Raw genomic sequence first — 14,487 nt, forward strand, 5'->3', positions numbered from 1 at the left:
GCGGCGGCGACGAGGCGATGAAGGCTGGAGTGGAACGATTGGCCTTGGGCGGCCGGCGGGAATGCTTCGCCAGAATGTCGAAATGATATTGATCAGTCCAACGAATGTTTCTAATGATAAGTATCAACCTCTCTGATGGATGCTTTTCATGTCGGCTCCTCTCGATATCGACCAACTGCAGACCTTCATCGCCATCGTCGATACGGGCAGTTTCACCAAAGCTGCGGGTCGGGTGTTCAAGACGCAATCGGCCGTCTCGATGCAGATGCGACGGCTGGAAGAGCGCGTGGGCAAGCAGCTTTTCATCAAGGATGGACGCGGCAACCGGCTGACCGCCGATGGCGACAAGCTGCTGAACTATGCGCGGCGGATCATCCGGCTGAATTCGGAGGCGATTGCAGCCTTCGACGACAATCGGCTGGAGGGCACGCTCAGGATCGGCACACCCGACGACTATGCCGACCGCTACATGCCCGAGATCATCGGCCGCTTTGCCAAGACGCATCCGAATGTCGAACTCTACATCGTCTGCGAGCCTTCCGTGGACCTGGCCGAGAAGATGGGACGGGGCGAGCTCGACATCGCGCTTGTGACCCACAATCCGCTCTTGCGGCAGTCGGACGTGGTGCGCACCGAGCCGCTCTGCTGGGTCGGTTCGGCAAACCATCCGCTGAAGGACGACGCACCCGTGCCGCTTGCTGTCGGGCGGCGTGACTGCCAGTGGCGGCAACTCGCCTGCTCGGCGCTCGACGCGGACGGACGCGACTATCAGGTCCTGTTCACGAGCTGGTCGTCGACCGTGGTTGCTGCGGCCGTGCTGGCCGGCATGGCCGTTTCGATCCTGCCGGAATCGGCGCTGAGGACGGGAATGAAGGTGCTGACGGCCAACGACGGCTTCCCGCCGCTGCCGCCGGTGCAGATCGGTTTGATGAAGCGGCCGGGTTTCTCGGTCTCGCTGCTCAATGCGATTACCGATCACATCACCGCCTGCCTGGACAACATCACGCCGGCCCAGGTCGAAGATGACATGGATGGAGAGCCGAAGACCATTGCGCGGCACTACCCGCGGCTCAAGGCTGGCAACATGATCCCCGGCTGGTGATCCTCGACGTCAGTAGACGAAAAGCGACTTGCGGACGATCTGGTGCCAGCGGTCGAGATATAGTCTTGCGGCTTCCGGACCTTGGCTGGTGGCAAAACGGATCACATCGCCGCTCGTGATGATGAACAGCTTCAAGGTGACGCGAACCTTGCCCAGACCCTCGGGCGGGACGAGATGGGCGAGATCCTTGAGGAATATCCCCATCAGGTGTTCATGATAGTCGTTCGACAGGTGGTTGAGATCCTTGTCCGACTGGATCGCGTGCCAGATCGACATGAAGATCGGCTGTTCGCGGAACAGGGTGTGGAGTTCGAACAAGGCGTCTGCCCCGCGATCGGACGCCTCCTCCAGGGAATTCACTCCCGCAAAGATCTGGGTGACCCTGTCTTCGATCTGCATCGAGAGGCGGTCATGCAGGGCCTTGAGCACGGCAGCCTTCTGCGGAAAGAACTGGTAGAGCGATCCGATAGGGATGCCGGCGCGCTGGGCGATCTCACTCATCGTGACGGTGGAGACATCCTTCTCCAGGACGAGGGCCATGGCCGAGTCCAGAATGGCTTCAAGCCTCTGGACGCTGCGCTCTTGCTGGGGCAACTTGCGCAATGCCAGGCGCACTACCGAAGTACGGTCTATCATCGACTTCCAACCGACATATCATGCGTCGGCTCCCTTGATCATCTGAAAGAGCAATAGGACGGCGCCGTCGCCAATTGGTTAACGGACTGTCAGTTATCCCCACCCGCACCCTTTAACACAAAAAAGGTCGGAAGAGACGGTCACGTGCCGACGTGCAGATGACGTTCGCGTGCCAGATCGAAGATCTGGATGCCGTCCCGAGGCCGGCCGCGGCCGCGCCATTTCGGGTGCTTGAGCGTGTAGCTGGCGTCATCATATCCCGCCTTCCAGTGCTCCTCGATGGAGCGACGGGAGAATTCGACATCCATCGCATGGGTGGTATAGGAGGCGCGGCGATGGATGAGGTGGACGATGGTGACGTCATATTCCTGGCCGATCGAGCGCAAGATCTTGGCGTCTTCGTCATCGCGAAACTCCGGCGGCAGCTTGTCCATCAGGCGTTTGGCGGCGCGGCGGACGATCTGGCGGCGGGCGAACTCGTCGGTATTCATGCGGGTACGGCTGGAGTAGCGAATTTCCTTCACCCGGCTTTCGACCTCGAACTGGTCTCGCGGCATGTCGCCCCGCGCATTGAACAGGTCGATCTGGAATATCTCCAGGTCGCGGGTCGCGTCACTGACGTTCAGGACATGCTGAAGCGGGGTATTGGAAACGAGACCGCCATCCCAGTAGGAACGGCCATCGATCTCCACTGGCGCAAAGCCGGGCGGCAGGGCACCGGAGGCGGCGATGTGGCGAACATCCAGGCGGGTCTGGCGGTTGTCGAAATAGGCGAAGTTGCCCGAGCGGACCTCGACCGCGCCGAGGCTCAAGCGCGTCTGGCAATCGTTGAGCAGATCGAAATCGATCAGGCGCCCCAAGGTCTTCAGCAGTGGCTCGGTATCGTAGTAGCTGACGCGGGTATCGGCATTTTCGAGCAGTTGCTGGGGCGTCAAGAGGCGCGGCGAGAAGAAACCGGGCACGCCGAACATCGTGGCGGCCATCGCGGCGGCATCGTTTTGCATCCGGCGCAAGCTATCGTTCGGCGCGGTCCAGCCGAAATCAAACCGGCTCGAGACCGTGTGCCAGAAGTCGCGCAGATGGGCGATGCGCTTTTCCCGAGGGCTGCCGGCAATGATCGCCGCGTTCACCGCACCGATGGAGATGCCGGCGAGCCAGTCCGGTTCGAGTTCGTTTTCATGCAGGGCCTCATAGGCGCCCGCCTGATAGGCACCGAGTGCACCGCCACCCTGGAAAACGAAGATACGGTCGGTCTCGGAATTGGTGACGGCGTCTGACATGGCTTCATCCCGGCAAATTGCTGCAATGCAATAGATAGATGGCACGGGGCCCGGAAACCAGTGCCTCCGCCGCAATGCTGTGTTCACTTTTCGAATTCCCTCCCCAGATGCCGTTCACCCCAAAAGTAATTCGACGGCCAGACGACTTCTGCCTTATGTTCGGGCGCGCCGATCAAACCAACAGAGGACCGACCACGCATGCCGCTGCCGACCTTTAGCCTTCGCCCTGCCCTGCTTGCGGTCCTTCTTCTGGCGAGTTCCGTGCCGAGCATCGGTATCGACGCTGCCCAGGCGAGCGAGGCCGAAACCGATCGCCAGATCGAGAACCTCCTCGGCGATCCCGCAGACTACAAGGAGCTCTTCTACGCGTTCCAGAGTGCCGTGGCCGAGGGCAAGGCCGAAATCGCCGTCAGCCTCGTGTCCTATCCGATCACCATCAGCATCGGCGGAGAAGACGCGACGTTCGAGACCGAGGAGCAATTGTTGGCGAGCTACAATGACGTTTTCACGGACAAGATCGTCACCATCATACGCAACCAGGACTACGGCCAAGCCTTCGTCAACAGCGAGGGCCTCATGTTCGGCGATGGTGAGGTTTGGATCAGTGGCGTTTGCGAAGACAGCGCCTGCAGCAGCAGCCTGCCTCGCGTCATCACCATCCAGTCCGTCGACTGACCGCAGCCCAAACGCATGACGGCGCGGACAGGCCGCGCCGTTGATTGTGTTTTCAAGACTTGTGATCAGGCGGCAAGGTTGAGGACGATACGACCGTCGATCTTGCCTTCTTCCATGCGGTGGAAGATGGCGTTGATGTTTTCCAGCGTGTCCCAGCTGAAATGCGAGGCGACCTTGCCTTCGCCGGCAAACTGCAGGCTTTCCTCGAGATCCTGACGCGTGCCGACGATCGAGCCGCGTACCGTGATGCGCTTCAGCACGGTTTCGAAGACCGGAAGCGAGATGAAGCCGGGCGGCAGACCAACGAGCGACATCGTGCCCTTGGAGCGCAGGAAGCCATAGGCCTGCTCCATGGCCTTCGGCGAGACGGCCGTGACGAGCGCACCATGCGCTCCACCGGTTGCCTTCTGCACCTGCTCTATGGCGTCGGCTGACCTGCCGTTGACCACCACGTCGGCGCCGAGGTCCTTGGCGAGCTTCAGCTTGTCGTCAAAGATGTCGGCCGCGACCACATGCATGCCCATGGCCTTGGCATATTGCACGGCCATGTGGCCGAGGCCGCCGATGCCGGAGATGACCACCCATTCGCCGGGCTTCACTTCCGTTTCCTTCAAGCCCTTGTAGACGGTGACGCCGGCACACAGGATCGGGGCAGCCGGACCGAATTCAAGGTTGTCGGGCAGACGTCCAACAAAATCGGGGTCGGCGAGGCCGTACTGGGCGAAGGTGCCGTTGACCGAATAACCGGTGTTCTGCTGACTGCCGCAGAGCGTTTCCCAGCCGGTGCGGCAGGGCGAGCAGCAGCCGCAGGCGGTGTGCAGCCATGGCACGCCGACGCGGTCGCCTTCCTTGATGCGGGTGACCCCGGCGCCGAGCTTTGCCACATATCCAACGCCCTCATGGCCGGGGATGAAGGGCGGCTTGGGCTTGACCGGCCAGTCCCCATTGGCGGCGTGCAGGTCGGTGTGGCAGACGCCTGTCGCTTCGTATTTGACCAGAATCTGGCCAGGACCCGGATCCGGGATCGTCCATTCCTCGATTACCAGCGGCTTGCCGAATTCGCGCACCACGGCGGCCTTCATCGTCGATGCCATGTCAATCTCCCGTCGCTTTCTCGTGACCATTCCCGCAGCGTTCAACTGCGGGTATGGGCGAAGGTTATGCGCGGGAAGGCTGCGCCCAGTTGATCGGTGTCAAACGGACGCAGATTTCATCGGATTGTCATTTTTCAACTGTCACGGGAGCAGCGTGGCTTCCAGACGGGTTGGCAAACACGGATGGCAGCCGACGTCCGATGCGCTCAGCTCGTCGCCATCCAGAGCACCAGCCAGGACCAGAGGAGAAAAAGGATGGCAAAGCCCAGCATGAAGAACAGGCGGCGGAGCGGCAGATTTCCCGTGATGTGCATGGCGGCCTGTGCGTAGCGCGCGGCGACGAACATCCAGGCGAGCACGACGGCAACAATGTTGTCAGCTTCCGCGATGAAGAGCAGGACGGACACGGCATAGAAGAGGACCGGCAGCTCGAACTGGTTGGCGATTGCGCGATTGACCACCCTGCTCTCTTCCGGCTCCGCAAGATTCTCCCGGAATGCGATGCGTTCGACCTTACCTTCGCGCACCACGGCGGCACGACGGACAACCAACAGGGCATAGAGACAGAAGACGAGAAAAGCATGGGCCACGAGGGGCCAGAACATTTCAAAACCGGTCATAGGCAATCCATTCCTCAAAAGGCAATGCTGCTGAAAATCATTGTGCGCCTGTCGGCCTGGGGCCGATGGCGAGACGCAGGACGAGTATGCCTGAAATGACGAGCGCGGCAAATTTCAGACGCGTGAGCCAGACGATTGCGGTCGCCAAGAGGCTCGCCGTGGCCTCTTCCGGCAGCGATGGTGGAAAGAGCAGGATGCTCGCGATGTTTTCGGCATAGTCGGCGGCAACGTACACGACGGGCATGGTGAGCAACGCGGGCAAAAGGCGCTCCGCCGGACGACCATAAAGCCTTGCACCCGGTGCGACCCTGCGCAGGAGGAGAGCAAGGAAGAGGCCAAGAACGGCTGGGAGCAGCAGATCGGGGCCTAGATGCATGCTGCGCAGGACATGCGCGGCTTCCGGCCGGGCCTCAAGAAGTCGCTTGAGATCGATCAGCGACTGCGCCGTGCTGTCGATGTCCAGATCGGGCATTGCCCTGCCGCCCGTCAGCTCGGCGAAGGCGCCGACAAAGCCGAGGTTCATCCAGACAAGCAGCATGGCTGAGACGGCGCCGCTTGCCCAGAGCAGCGGCGCCTGTCGCGGGCCGGGCAAGCGCCCGAGGATCATGCGGCGCCCGGATAGTTGGGGCTTTCGCGGGTGATTGTCACACCGTGCGGATGGCTTTCGCGCAGGCCCGCGCCGGAGATGCGGACGAAGGTGGCCTTTTCCTGGAATTCCGGAATGTCCTTGCCGCCGACATAACCCATGGCGGCCTTCAGGCCACCGGCGAGCTGATGCAGGACGGCGGACACCGGTCCCTTGTAGGGTACCTGGCCTTCGATGCCTTCGGGCACGAGCTTCAGCGTGTCGCGCACTTCCGCCTGGAAGTAGCGGTCTGCCGAGCCCCGCGCCATGGCGCCGACGGAACCCATGCCGCGATAGGCTTTGAAGGAGCGGCCCTGATACAGATAAACCTCGCCGGGGCTTTCGTCCGTGCCGGCGAGCAGCGAGCCAACCATGACGGCGGAGGCGCCGGCCGCAATTGCCTTGGCGACGTCACCGGAGAACTTGATGCCGCCATCGGCGATGACGGGAATGCCGTGCTTGTTGCCTTCCTCGACGGCTGCCATGACCGCTGCGAGCTGCGGCACACCGACGCCCGCAACGACGCGCGTGGTGCAGATCGAACCCGGACCGATGCCGACCTTGATGCAGTCAGCGCCTGCATCGATCAGGGCGCGCGTGCCCTCACCGGTTGCCACGTTGCCGGCGATGATACGAATGGCATTCGACATCTTCTTCACATGGGCAACGGCATCCAGAACCTTCTGGCTATGGCCGTGGGCCGTATCGACGACGATGACGTCGCAACCTGCGTCGATCAGGCGCTCTGCGCGCTCGACACCGTCGTCACCCGTAGAAATCGCGGCGGCGACGCGCAGACGCCCCTGGGCGTCCTTGGCGGCATTCGGGTTGAGCTGCGACTTCTCGATATCCTTGACCGTGATCAGGCCGACGCAGCGCCCTTCGTTGTCGATCACCAACAGCTTTTCGATGCGGTGCGCATGCAGAAGGCGCTTGGCTTCCTGCTGATCGACCCCGTCCTTGACCGTGATCAGGTTCTCGCGGGTCATCAACTCATAGATCTTCTGGTTCGGATCGGAGGCGAAGCGCACGTCGCGGTTCGTCAGAATGCCGACGAGGCGGCCGGGGCGGCTGGCGCCTTCGACGACCGGGATGCCGGAAATGCCGTGGGCACCCATCAGAGCCTTGGCTTCCGCAAGCGTTGCGTCCGGGCCGATGGTGACCGGATTGACGACCATGCCGCTTTCGAACTTCTTCACCTGGCGAACCTCTTCGGCCTGCTCGACCGGGGTGAGATTGCGGTGAATGACGCCGATGCCGCCGGACTGGGCCATGGCGATCGCGAGCCGGCTTTCGGTCACGGTGTCCATGGCGGAGGAGAGAATCGGCAGGGAAAGTTCGATATCCTTTGCGATCCGGGTCGCGATATTCGTCTGACCCGGCATGACGACCGAGTGCCCCGGCTGCAGGAGGACGTCGTCAAAGGTGAGCGCTTCTGCGCCGGTTGCCGACATTACGATGCGTGCCATTGCCAATTCCTTCGTTTGAATAGGCAGAATCCGCCCGGAAAACGGGAATCCCCGTTCGGTCGCTTCTGCATGAAATGCTTGGAAGTTGGCGAGGGCTGGTAACACGTTCATGACAGGAAGGGAATAGCAAAACCGGCACGCCCTGGTTCGTGATGGAACCTTTCACCCAAGGAACTGGTCGAAGCAATGAAAATTCAATCTTACTAATAAACGGATCATCAAAGCCGGCATGGTATGACACGCCCGCCCCTCGGAGGAGCGCGGGGCACATTCCGGAGGTACACCGATGTCGATCGGTCACAACATGAGCAGCGCCCGTGAGCATGCCGACGCGCATGAAGACGTCCTTTTCGGCAGAATATGTGCGCGACGCAACGCGCTTTTGGCGCAGTGGGCCACCACCGTGCTCGATCTTCAGGATATGCAGGCCTATGCCGAAGAACTGGCCCGGGCCGCAGCGTCCGGCGACGAGGAATTGCTGAACCGTATCCGCGAGGATTTCCGTGCAGCGGGCATAGAGGTCATGGACGCGGTGCTGCAGGACCGCATGGTGGCCTTGCTGCGCAGCGCCACTGCCGAATTGCGCCGCGGCGAGCCTGGCCACGGGGCTCGCGAGAGACGGGACTGATCCGCCCTGCCTGCCATCGCCAAGAAGCCCGCGGGAGGCAGCGCACACGGGCTTCGAGGTCACGTGGGTCGATATCAGATATCGAACTGATAGGCCTTGGGGACGAAGCGATAGCCCTCTTCGATCTTCTCCGCATATCCCACCGCCGGGAACGGCATGTGATAGCCCAGGAAGGCAAGCTTGTCGGTCGCGATCATGTCGAAGACCTTCTTGCGCGTGGCGGCCGCGGCAGCCTTGTCCATGTCGAAGCGGACTTCCCAGTCCGGGCGCTGCAGCGACAGCACGAAATGGTTTGCCGTGTCGGCGGTCAAGACGAGTTGTCGGCCGTCTGATTCCAGCCGGTAGATCATGTGGCCCGGGGAATGGCCGAAGGCCGCCATGCCGGTAATGCCGGAGACAACTTCACCACCATCCCCGATAAAGGTCATCTTCTCTGCCAGCGGCTTAACATTGGCGAGCACGCCCTTCTGGCCATTCTCGGCCGGTGTGCCGGCGCGGGCCGGATCGACCCAGAAATCATATTCGGCCTGACCGGTGACATAGCGCGCGTTCGGAAATGCCGGCTTGCCGCCTTCCATCAGGCCTCCAATGTGGTCGCCATGCATGTGGGTGAGAACGACGATGGTCACATCCTCCCGCGTGTAGCCGGCTGCAGTCAGACCTTCGGCCAAGCGGCCAAGGCCATTTGCCCGGCCGGCTTCCCCCATGCCGGTATCAAACAGGATGACGTCGGACCCCGTGTTGACCAGCACCGGAGCGAAGCTGTTGACGAAGGCATCGGCCGGCAGGAAATTTGCCTCAAGCAGGGCACCCACCACTTCGGGCGACTGGTTGGTGCCAAACGTCTCCTGTGGCTTGCCGGAGGGACGCGCGCCATCCTTGACGACGAGCACTTCGAACTTGCCCACATTGAAGCGGTGCGTTTCTGGCGGCATGGCGTGATCGATGCTCATGGATGTATCGGCGTTCGTCTGTTGCGCTACGGCAGCGCGGGTCATGATCATCGGGGATGCGAGCGCGAAACCCGCTCCGCCCAGAACCATTCGTCTCTTCATCGAAATCATGGAAATCTCCTCAACGACATGTCCTCTCCCCCGAATGAGGGCTTGTACGCGAAATAGGCAGGGGGCGCCGTACGGGAAGTTTCCTCACACCATCGTGATGCAACGGCGCACCGTCGCGATCGCCCGGTCCTCCCTGTCTCTTCTGCTTCTCGAACGCGGCGGCCGGCAAAATGGTTTCGCCGACGCGTTGAATGGGTTATGAGGCCACACCTGCCGTTAGCCTTCGACGGTCCCCCCCGGAATGCCGATGAACCGCATCACGCCCCTGATCCTCGCCTTTGCCCTGTTCATGGAGCAGATGGACTCAACGGTCATTGCCACCGCACTTCCGACCATCGCCGCCGACCTCGGCGTCGGGCCGATCACGCTGAAACTGGCGCTGACCGCCTATATGGTGGCGCTCGCCATCTTCATCCCCGTCAGCGGCTGGATGGCCGACCGGTTCGGTGCCAAGCGGATCTTCCGCGCGGCGATCATGGTGTTCATGATCGGCTCCCTGCTTTGCGCCATTGCCGATTCCCTGTTCTTCTTCGTCGCATCGCGTTTCCTGCAGGGCATGGGCGGGGCGATGATGACACCGGTCGGGCGTCTCGTGCTCTTGCGCACGACGAAGAAAAGCGAGCTGGTGTCTGCGATGGCCTTGCTCACCATTCCAGGCCTGCTTGGACCGATCACCGGGCCGCCGGTGGGTGGTTTCATCACCACCTTCTTCAGCTGGCACTGGATTTTCCTGATCAACATCCCGATCGGACTCCTGGGCCTTGTCATGTCCAGTCGTTATCTGCCGGAGATCGAACCGATCGAGACGGCAGCGATCGACTGGCGCGGTTTCGCGCTGAGTTCCGGGGCGGCGTCCGGCCTCGTCTTCGGCCTTTCCGTGATGAGCCTGCCGGCGCTGCCGATTTACGTCGGCGCGATTGCCACTATGGCGGGCATCGTCTGCCTCGGGCTCTATGTGCAGCATGCACGGCGCCACCCTGCCCCGCTGCTGAACCTGTCGCTCTTTGCCAACAAGAGTTTTCGCGCGGCGATCATCGGTGGCACCGTGTTCCGCATTGCCGCGGGGGCCACGCCCTTCCTCCTGCCGCTGATGCTGCAGCTCGGCTTCGGCATGAGCGCCTTCCAGTCCGGCATGACCACCTTTGTCGCCGCCGTGGGCGCGATCTCGACCAAGTTCATCGCAAGGCGCGCCTTTGCGGCCGCCGGATTCCGCAACCTCTTGATCGCGGCCGGCATCGGCGGTGCGATCACGACGGCGGCCAACAGCGTCTTCACGCCGGCAACGCCGATCGCGCTCATCATGACCGTGCTCTTGATCGGCGGCTTCTGCCGCTCGTTCTTCTTCACCGGCGTGAACACGCTCGGCTATGCCGAAATCGAAGACATCCAGGCGTCGCAAGCAACCTCGCTCACATCGGTCCTGCAACAAGTGAGCCTAGCGCTCGGCGTGGCAACCGCTGCCGCAATCCTCGAAGCCAGCACACGAATGACAGGCGAGACACTGTCGCTGGGCGATTTCCACCTGGCCTTTGCCATCGTTGCCGGACTGTCGATCTTTGCGGTCCTTCCCTTCTTCGGCCTGTCGGGCGATGTGGGGTCGGCCGTATCGGGTTATCGCCGGGGCGGGGAAGACGAGACGATCAGCGTGAAATAATCACTCGGGCCTTTCGCAGAGCGCAGACAGCTTGTTGCCGTCGGGATCGCGGACATAGCAGGCATAGAAGTTCGGATGGAAGGGACGGATGCCCGGTGCACCGTCATCGGTGCCGCCATGGGCGAGCGCTGCGGCATGGAAGGCATCGACCTCAGCACGCGAGGCGGCTTCGAAGGCCGGCATGGAGCCATTACCGACCGTTGCCGGGCGCCGGTCGAAGGGATGCGTGATCCAGAACCGGCAGCGACTGTCGCCGGGCGCCGCATAGCCGGCCTCGCTGTCATCGATGGACCGCCGCTCGATGCCGAGCATCGCCAGCACGGCATCGTAGAAGCCGACGGCGCGGGGTAGATCGTTGATGCCGATGGTGATGTAGGTGAACATGACCGTGCCCGACCTCAATCCAGATCCAGATCCTCGGTCGCCGGGACATCCTCGCGCGGGTCACGGACGAAGCCCTCTTCGTCGAGTTCGACAACGGCCCCGCCCCGGCGGCCCTTGAAGCCCTTGGCAAGCAGGAACATCTCGACCGATTCCTGGCGCGACGAGGCGGGCTTGATATGCATGACCTGACGGAAGTTCTGCTTCAGCATGTTGAGCAGCTCCTTCTCCGTGCCGCCCTGGAAGGTCTTGGCGAGGAAATGCCCGCCTTCGGAGAGAACCTCCACGGCAAAATGAGCGGCAACCTCGCACAGATGCATGGTGCGGATATGGTCTGTCTTCTGGTGGCCGGTGGTGGGCGCCGCCATGTCCGAAATCACCAGGTTCGGCGTGCCGCCGACCGCTTCTACCAATTGGCGCGGCGCGTCCGGATCGAGGAAGTCGAGCTGCAGGATTTTCACGCCCGGGATCTGTGCCATTTCCAGAAAATCGATCGCCGCGACGCGGATGTCGTCATCGGTCGAATCGGTGACCTTGGCGGCGATCTGCGACCAGCTGCCGGGGGCGGCACCCAGATCGATGATGCGGGTGGCCCCTTTAAGGATCTGATGCTTCTCGTCGATCTCCAGCAGCTTGAAGGCCGCACGGGCGCGGTAACCTTCAAGTTTGGCGCGCTGGACATAGGGGTCGTTGATATGGCGCTCGAGCCAGCGTCTGGAGGACGCTTTCAGCTTGCCCTTCTTGACCTTCTGGCCGAGCTTGCGGCCGGTTCTGTTGCCGGCAATGGGTGGCTTTGCCATGGTCAGCGCTCCCTCGAAGTCTGTGGCGTCGGCTGTGACGCCGTCTGCGGCCGACGGCTGCGGCCACGTCGCCAGACGCCGTCATCGGCCATCATGTCGGTCAATAGTCCTTCGCGCAGGCCCCGGTCGGCGACCCGCATGCGGCTCGACGGCCAACGCCGGCGGATCGCTTCCAGAATGGCGCAGCCGGCCAGCACCAGATCGGCGCGATCCGGCCCGATACAGGGATTGGCGGCGCGACCGGCATAATCCCAGGACAGGAGTTTCGCCTGCATCGCCGAGACTTCGGCATCGGTCAGCCAGAGGCCATCGACCTTGCGGCGATCATAACGCGGCAGATCGAGATGCACGCCGGCGAGCGTCGTGACGGTGCCCGACGTGCCGATCAGGTGGAAATCTTCCGGCATGCCATCCGGCCCCAGAGCCAGATCCGGGCAATCGAAGCGATCGAGCATGCCGCCCACTTCCGCTGTCATCGCCTCGAATATCTCGGGCGTTACATCGCGCCCCCCATGCCGCTCGGACAGCGTGACCACACCGACGGGCAGCGAGGTCCAGTGGGTGATGTGATTGGCCAACCGGCTGGAGCGGTTGTCGGCGATGCGGATGACGGCGATTTCCGAGGAGCCGCCGCCGATATCGAACAGCACCACCGAACGCGCCTCACGGCCGACCAGCGAGGAGCAGCCGGACACGGCAAGGCGCGCCTCGGTCTCGCGGTTGATGATCTCAAGCTTCAGCCCGGTTTCTGCCGTCACCCTTTCGAGGAAAAGCTCACCGTTTTCCGCCGCGCGGCAGGCTTCGGTTGCGATCAGGCGCATGCGGCGGATATCCCGGCCGGCGAGCTTGGAGGCGCAGATGCGAAGGGCTTCGACGGCTCGATCCATGGCATCCTGAGAGAGGCGTCCGGTGGCGCCGAGGCCTTCCCCGAGCCGGACGATGCGGGAAAAGGCATCGACGACGCGGAACTGTCCGGGCCGTGTCGGCTGGGCAATCAGGAGGCGGCAGTTGTTGGTGCCGAGATCGAGTGCCGCATAGAGATCGTCGGAGGCGAATTCCCAGGTGCTGCGCGGCCGGTCGACCTGCGGCGGTTGCGACGGGCGGTGGGCATGCGGCTTTAACGGAGCCGGTTTCGCTGGCGCTGGCGATTCAGCCGACCGCGCCCTCTGGGCTGCGGAGGGTGGTTCAGATCCCGCCAGCGGACGCACATGGCCGGGCTTTGCGGCCGATCCGCGCCGGTTGCGATTGCGGCGGCCCTTGCGGCCCTCCGGCTGATCGCCACGCGTCGAGGATGGCTCGCCGGCTGGCGGCGCTGCGCCATGGTGCGTGCGATCGCCCTCACGTTCGAAGGGACGCGACTGCGCCGATCGCGCAGATGCGCCGGACGACGCTTCGCCGGCTGCGCTGTGCTCAGACTGGCCCGTGGCACGCAGGGCCGTTTCGCCCGACACGGAGTCGGCAGGCTTCTTGTCGCCATGACCATGGGGAGATGGGCCGGATGCTCCGGCACCCTTGCCGCGCCTGCGCCGCTTTCGCTTGCGGATGGGTCCATCCGCAATCATTGTTTCGGAACGTCGCTCAGGGACCGGCGCTGCCGCCGATCCTGCCGAAGCAGAAACATCGAGACCGCTCGTGACCGGCCCCGCCTTCTTGCCCTTGCCGCGCCTGCGGTGGGAACCGCTCTTGCGCCTGCCTGTCGACGCCCCCTCGCTTTTCGGCTGTCCGCCGCGACTGGGGTCTGTCACTGAAGTTATCCACTGAACCGCGCAAGGCGCCAAGACCGACGCATGCCGCTGGTATCATCATTCGTTTCGTTGGGCAGAGCATACCAGCGCAAACCCGTTGCGCCAAACGGTTTTTCTGTCGCGCCCGCAGAGGCCCTTCGGCAGCGCCGCCCAGCGCCAAAAGCCGGGATCCATCGCCATTCCGACCCAGCGCGAACATTCGATGATTTTTTTCCGATTTGGGTCTTTGCAATGCCGAAGCTTTTGTCTATAAGCCCGCTCACCGATCGCGCAAGCGATACCCTGGTGGGGAATAGTTCAACGGTAGAACGACGGACTCTGACTCCGTTAATCTTGGTTCGAATCCAGGTTCCCCAGCCAATTCTCCCAAAAAGCCGTGATTTCTACGTTTTTCCGTCGTGCGGCATCTGTGCTGAATCGCGGCCTGCAAAAAATTCGCTGGGGACCGGTCAGCGTCCCGCATCACGGCGCGATATGGCTGCGTCACATGCGTCCAGATGCAAATTGTGCATTTTTCACGGCCGGAGGTTACGCCTATCGGTGCTGCTCTGTGTTTGCCGTTCTGGGCTATTTGACACGCCGCATTTGGACAGACTATCTGTTCTGAGCACATTACCGCTCGACCCATGATTTGTCGTGCGCCTCAGCGCAACCTTAGCTGTTTTGCCTGAGGGGTGCCTCCTATCAGTGGCGGCGGTTGGGAATTGCCCGGTT

The 14,487-nt window shown here is 62.5% G+C and carries 14 protein-coding genes and 1 tRNA gene; 5 read left to right on the forward strand and 10 right to left on the reverse strand.

The genetic code is table 11. The annotated features are described in order from the left end of the window. Positions 1-148: 148 nt before the first annotated feature. Entirely contained in the window at positions 149-1,102 is a 954-nt protein-coding gene (locus DMY87_RS03145; protein WP_110790356.1) for a LysR substrate-binding domain-containing protein, read from the forward strand. Between the two features lie 9 nt (positions 1,103-1,111). Here the strand turns inward: DMY87_RS03145 and DMY87_RS03150 are convergent, their stop codons facing one another. Together DMY87_RS03150 and DMY87_RS03155 are read right to left on the reverse strand one after the other, a co-directional pair. Beyond that, positions 1,112-1,738 carry a TetR/AcrR family transcriptional regulator gene (locus tag DMY87_RS03150; protein WP_110789810.1) on the reverse strand — a complete coding sequence of 209 codons (627 nt, stop codon included), beginning with the start codon at positions 1,736-1,738 and terminating at the stop codon, positions 1,112-1,114. 140 nt (positions 1,739-1,878) lie between these two features. After that, positions 1,879-3,018, reverse strand: a complete 1,140-nt coding sequence (locus tag DMY87_RS03155; protein ID WP_110789811.1) for a DUF3734 domain-containing protein — start codon at positions 3,016-3,018, stop codon at positions 1,879-1,881. A gap of 198 nt (positions 3,019-3,216) precedes the next feature. Between DMY87_RS03155 and DMY87_RS03160 the strand changes: the two genes are divergently transcribed. Next, positions 3,217-3,693: a hypothetical protein gene (locus DMY87_RS03160; protein ID WP_110789812.1), complete on the forward strand. Its 477-nt coding sequence runs from the start codon at positions 3,217-3,219 to the stop codon at positions 3,691-3,693. 65 nt (positions 3,694-3,758) lie between these two features. Here the strand turns inward: DMY87_RS03160 and adhP are convergent, their stop codons facing one another. From adhP to guaB, 4 genes are all read right to left on the reverse strand, one after another. Continuing rightward, entirely contained in the window at positions 3,759-4,787 is a 1,029-nt protein-coding gene (gene adhP / locus DMY87_RS03165) for an alcohol dehydrogenase AdhP (RefSeq protein ID WP_110789813.1), read from the reverse strand. 206 nt (positions 4,788-4,993) lie between these two features. Beyond that, positions 4,994-5,407 (reverse strand): MAPEG family protein, encoded by a 414-nt coding sequence (locus DMY87_RS03170; protein ID WP_110789814.1) that lies wholly within the window; start codon positions 5,405-5,407, stop codon positions 4,994-4,996. Positions 5,408-5,444: 37 nt separating this feature from the next. After that, positions 5,445-6,014 (reverse strand): hypothetical protein, encoded by a 570-nt coding sequence (locus tag DMY87_RS03175; protein WP_110789815.1) that lies wholly within the window; start codon positions 6,012-6,014, stop codon positions 5,445-5,447. Beyond that, the gene (gene guaB, locus DMY87_RS03180; protein WP_110789816.1) at positions 6,011-7,501 is read right to left on the reverse strand and encodes an IMP dehydrogenase; all 1,491 of its coding nucleotides are present in this window, start codon (positions 7,499-7,501) and stop codon (positions 6,011-6,013) included. Before guaB ends, DMY87_RS03175 begins: the two co-directional genes overlap by 4 nt. Positions 7,502-7,787: 286 nt before the next feature. Here guaB and DMY87_RS03185 point away from each other — a divergent pair, with 286 nt between their 5' ends. Continuing rightward, a complete protein-coding gene (locus DMY87_RS03185; protein ID WP_110789817.1) occupies positions 7,788-8,129 on the forward strand; it encodes an ATPase inhibitor subunit zeta in 342 nt (113 codons plus the stop codon). 74 nt (positions 8,130-8,203) lie between these two features. On the opposite strand, the gene DMY87_RS03190 is transcribed toward DMY87_RS03185, so the two are convergent. After that, positions 8,204-9,184 carry an MBL fold metallo-hydrolase gene (locus DMY87_RS03190; RefSeq protein ID WP_110790357.1) on the reverse strand — a complete coding sequence of 327 codons (981 nt, stop codon included), beginning with the start codon at positions 9,182-9,184 and terminating at the stop codon, positions 8,204-8,206. A 256-nt stretch (positions 9,185-9,440) separates the two neighbouring features. Between DMY87_RS03190 and DMY87_RS03195 the strand changes: the two genes are divergently transcribed. Further along, positions 9,441-10,847: a DHA2 family efflux MFS transporter permease subunit gene (locus tag DMY87_RS03195; protein ID WP_110789818.1), complete on the forward strand. Its 1,407-nt coding sequence runs from the start codon at positions 9,441-9,443 to the stop codon at positions 10,845-10,847. On the opposite strand, the gene DMY87_RS03200 is transcribed toward DMY87_RS03195, so the two are convergent. Genes DMY87_RS03200 through DMY87_RS03210 form a run of 3 tightly spaced genes read right to left on the reverse strand, consistent with a single transcriptional unit; the run spans position 10,848 to position 13,773 of the window. Beyond that, positions 10,848-11,231, reverse strand: coding sequence for a VOC family protein (locus DMY87_RS03200; protein ID WP_110789819.1), 384 nt, complete (start codon positions 11,229-11,231; stop codon positions 10,848-10,850). It abuts the gene before it with no gap. A gap of 14 nt (positions 11,232-11,245) precedes the next feature. Continuing rightward, positions 11,246-12,028 (reverse strand): RlmE family RNA methyltransferase, encoded by a 783-nt coding sequence (locus DMY87_RS03205; protein ID WP_110789820.1) that lies wholly within the window; start codon positions 12,026-12,028, stop codon positions 11,246-11,248. Between the two features lie 2 nt (positions 12,029-12,030). Beyond that, positions 12,031-13,773, reverse strand: a complete 1,743-nt coding sequence (locus DMY87_RS03210) for a Ppx/GppA phosphatase family protein (protein ID WP_205908135.1) — start codon at positions 13,771-13,773, stop codon at positions 12,031-12,033. A 286-nt stretch (positions 13,774-14,059) separates the two neighbouring features. Here DMY87_RS03210 and DMY87_RS03215 point away from each other — a divergent pair. Then, positions 14,060-14,133: transfer RNA gene (locus DMY87_RS03215), tRNA-Gln, on the forward strand. Positions 14,134-14,487 lie beyond the last annotated feature (354 nt).

Origin of the sequence: Peteryoungia wuzhouensis (assembly GCF_003205195.1) — a bacterium.
Classification (GTDB): domain Bacteria; phylum Pseudomonadota; class Alphaproteobacteria; order Rhizobiales; family Rhizobiaceae; genus Allorhizobium; species Allorhizobium wuzhouense.

Bases quoted from the DNA above. Each gene is read 5' to 3' on its own strand.
- DMY87_RS03170 (WP_110789814.1), bottom strand. From the start codon at position 5,407: ATGACCGGTTTTGAAATGTTCTGGCCCCTCGTGGCCCATGCTTTTCTC.
- DMY87_RS03155 (WP_110789811.1), bottom strand. From the start codon at position 3,018: ATGTCAGACGCCGTCACCAATTCCGAGACCGACCGTATCTTCGTTTTC.
- DMY87_RS03195 (WP_110789818.1), top strand. From the start codon at position 9,441: ATGAACCGCATCACGCCCCTGATCCTCGCCTTTGCCCTGTTCATGGAG.
- guaB (WP_110789816.1), bottom strand. From the start codon at position 7,501: ATGGCACGCATCGTAATGTCGGCAACCGGCGCAGAAGCGCTCACCTTT.
- adhP (WP_110789813.1), bottom strand. From the start codon at position 4,787: ATGGCATCGACGATGAAGGCCGCCGTGGTGCGCGAATTCGGCAAGCCG.
- DMY87_RS03145 (WP_110790356.1), top strand. From the start codon at position 149: ATGTCGGCTCCTCTCGATATCGACCAACTGCAGACCTTCATCGCCATC.
- DMY87_RS03150 (WP_110789810.1), bottom strand. From the start codon at position 1,738: ATGATAGACCGTACTTCGGTAGTGCGCCTGGCATTGCGCAAGTTGCCC.
- DMY87_RS03160 (WP_110789812.1), top strand. From the start codon at position 3,217: ATGCCGCTGCCGACCTTTAGCCTTCGCCCTGCCCTGCTTGCGGTCCTT.
- DMY87_RS03190 (WP_110790357.1), bottom strand. From the start codon at position 9,184: ATGAAGAGACGAATGGTTCTGGGCGGAGCGGGTTTCGCGCTCGCATCC.
- DMY87_RS03185 (WP_110789817.1), top strand. From the start codon at position 7,788: ATGTCGATCGGTCACAACATGAGCAGCGCCCGTGAGCATGCCGACGCG.
- DMY87_RS03205 (WP_110789820.1), bottom strand. From the start codon at position 12,028: ATGGCAAAGCCACCCATTGCCGGCAACAGAACCGGCCGCAAGCTCGGC.
- DMY87_RS03200 (WP_110789819.1), bottom strand. From the start codon at position 11,231: ATGTTCACCTACATCACCATCGGCATCAACGATCTACCCCGCGCCGTC.
- DMY87_RS03175 (WP_110789815.1), bottom strand. From the start codon at position 6,014: ATGATCCTCGGGCGCTTGCCCGGCCCGCGACAGGCGCCGCTGCTCTGG.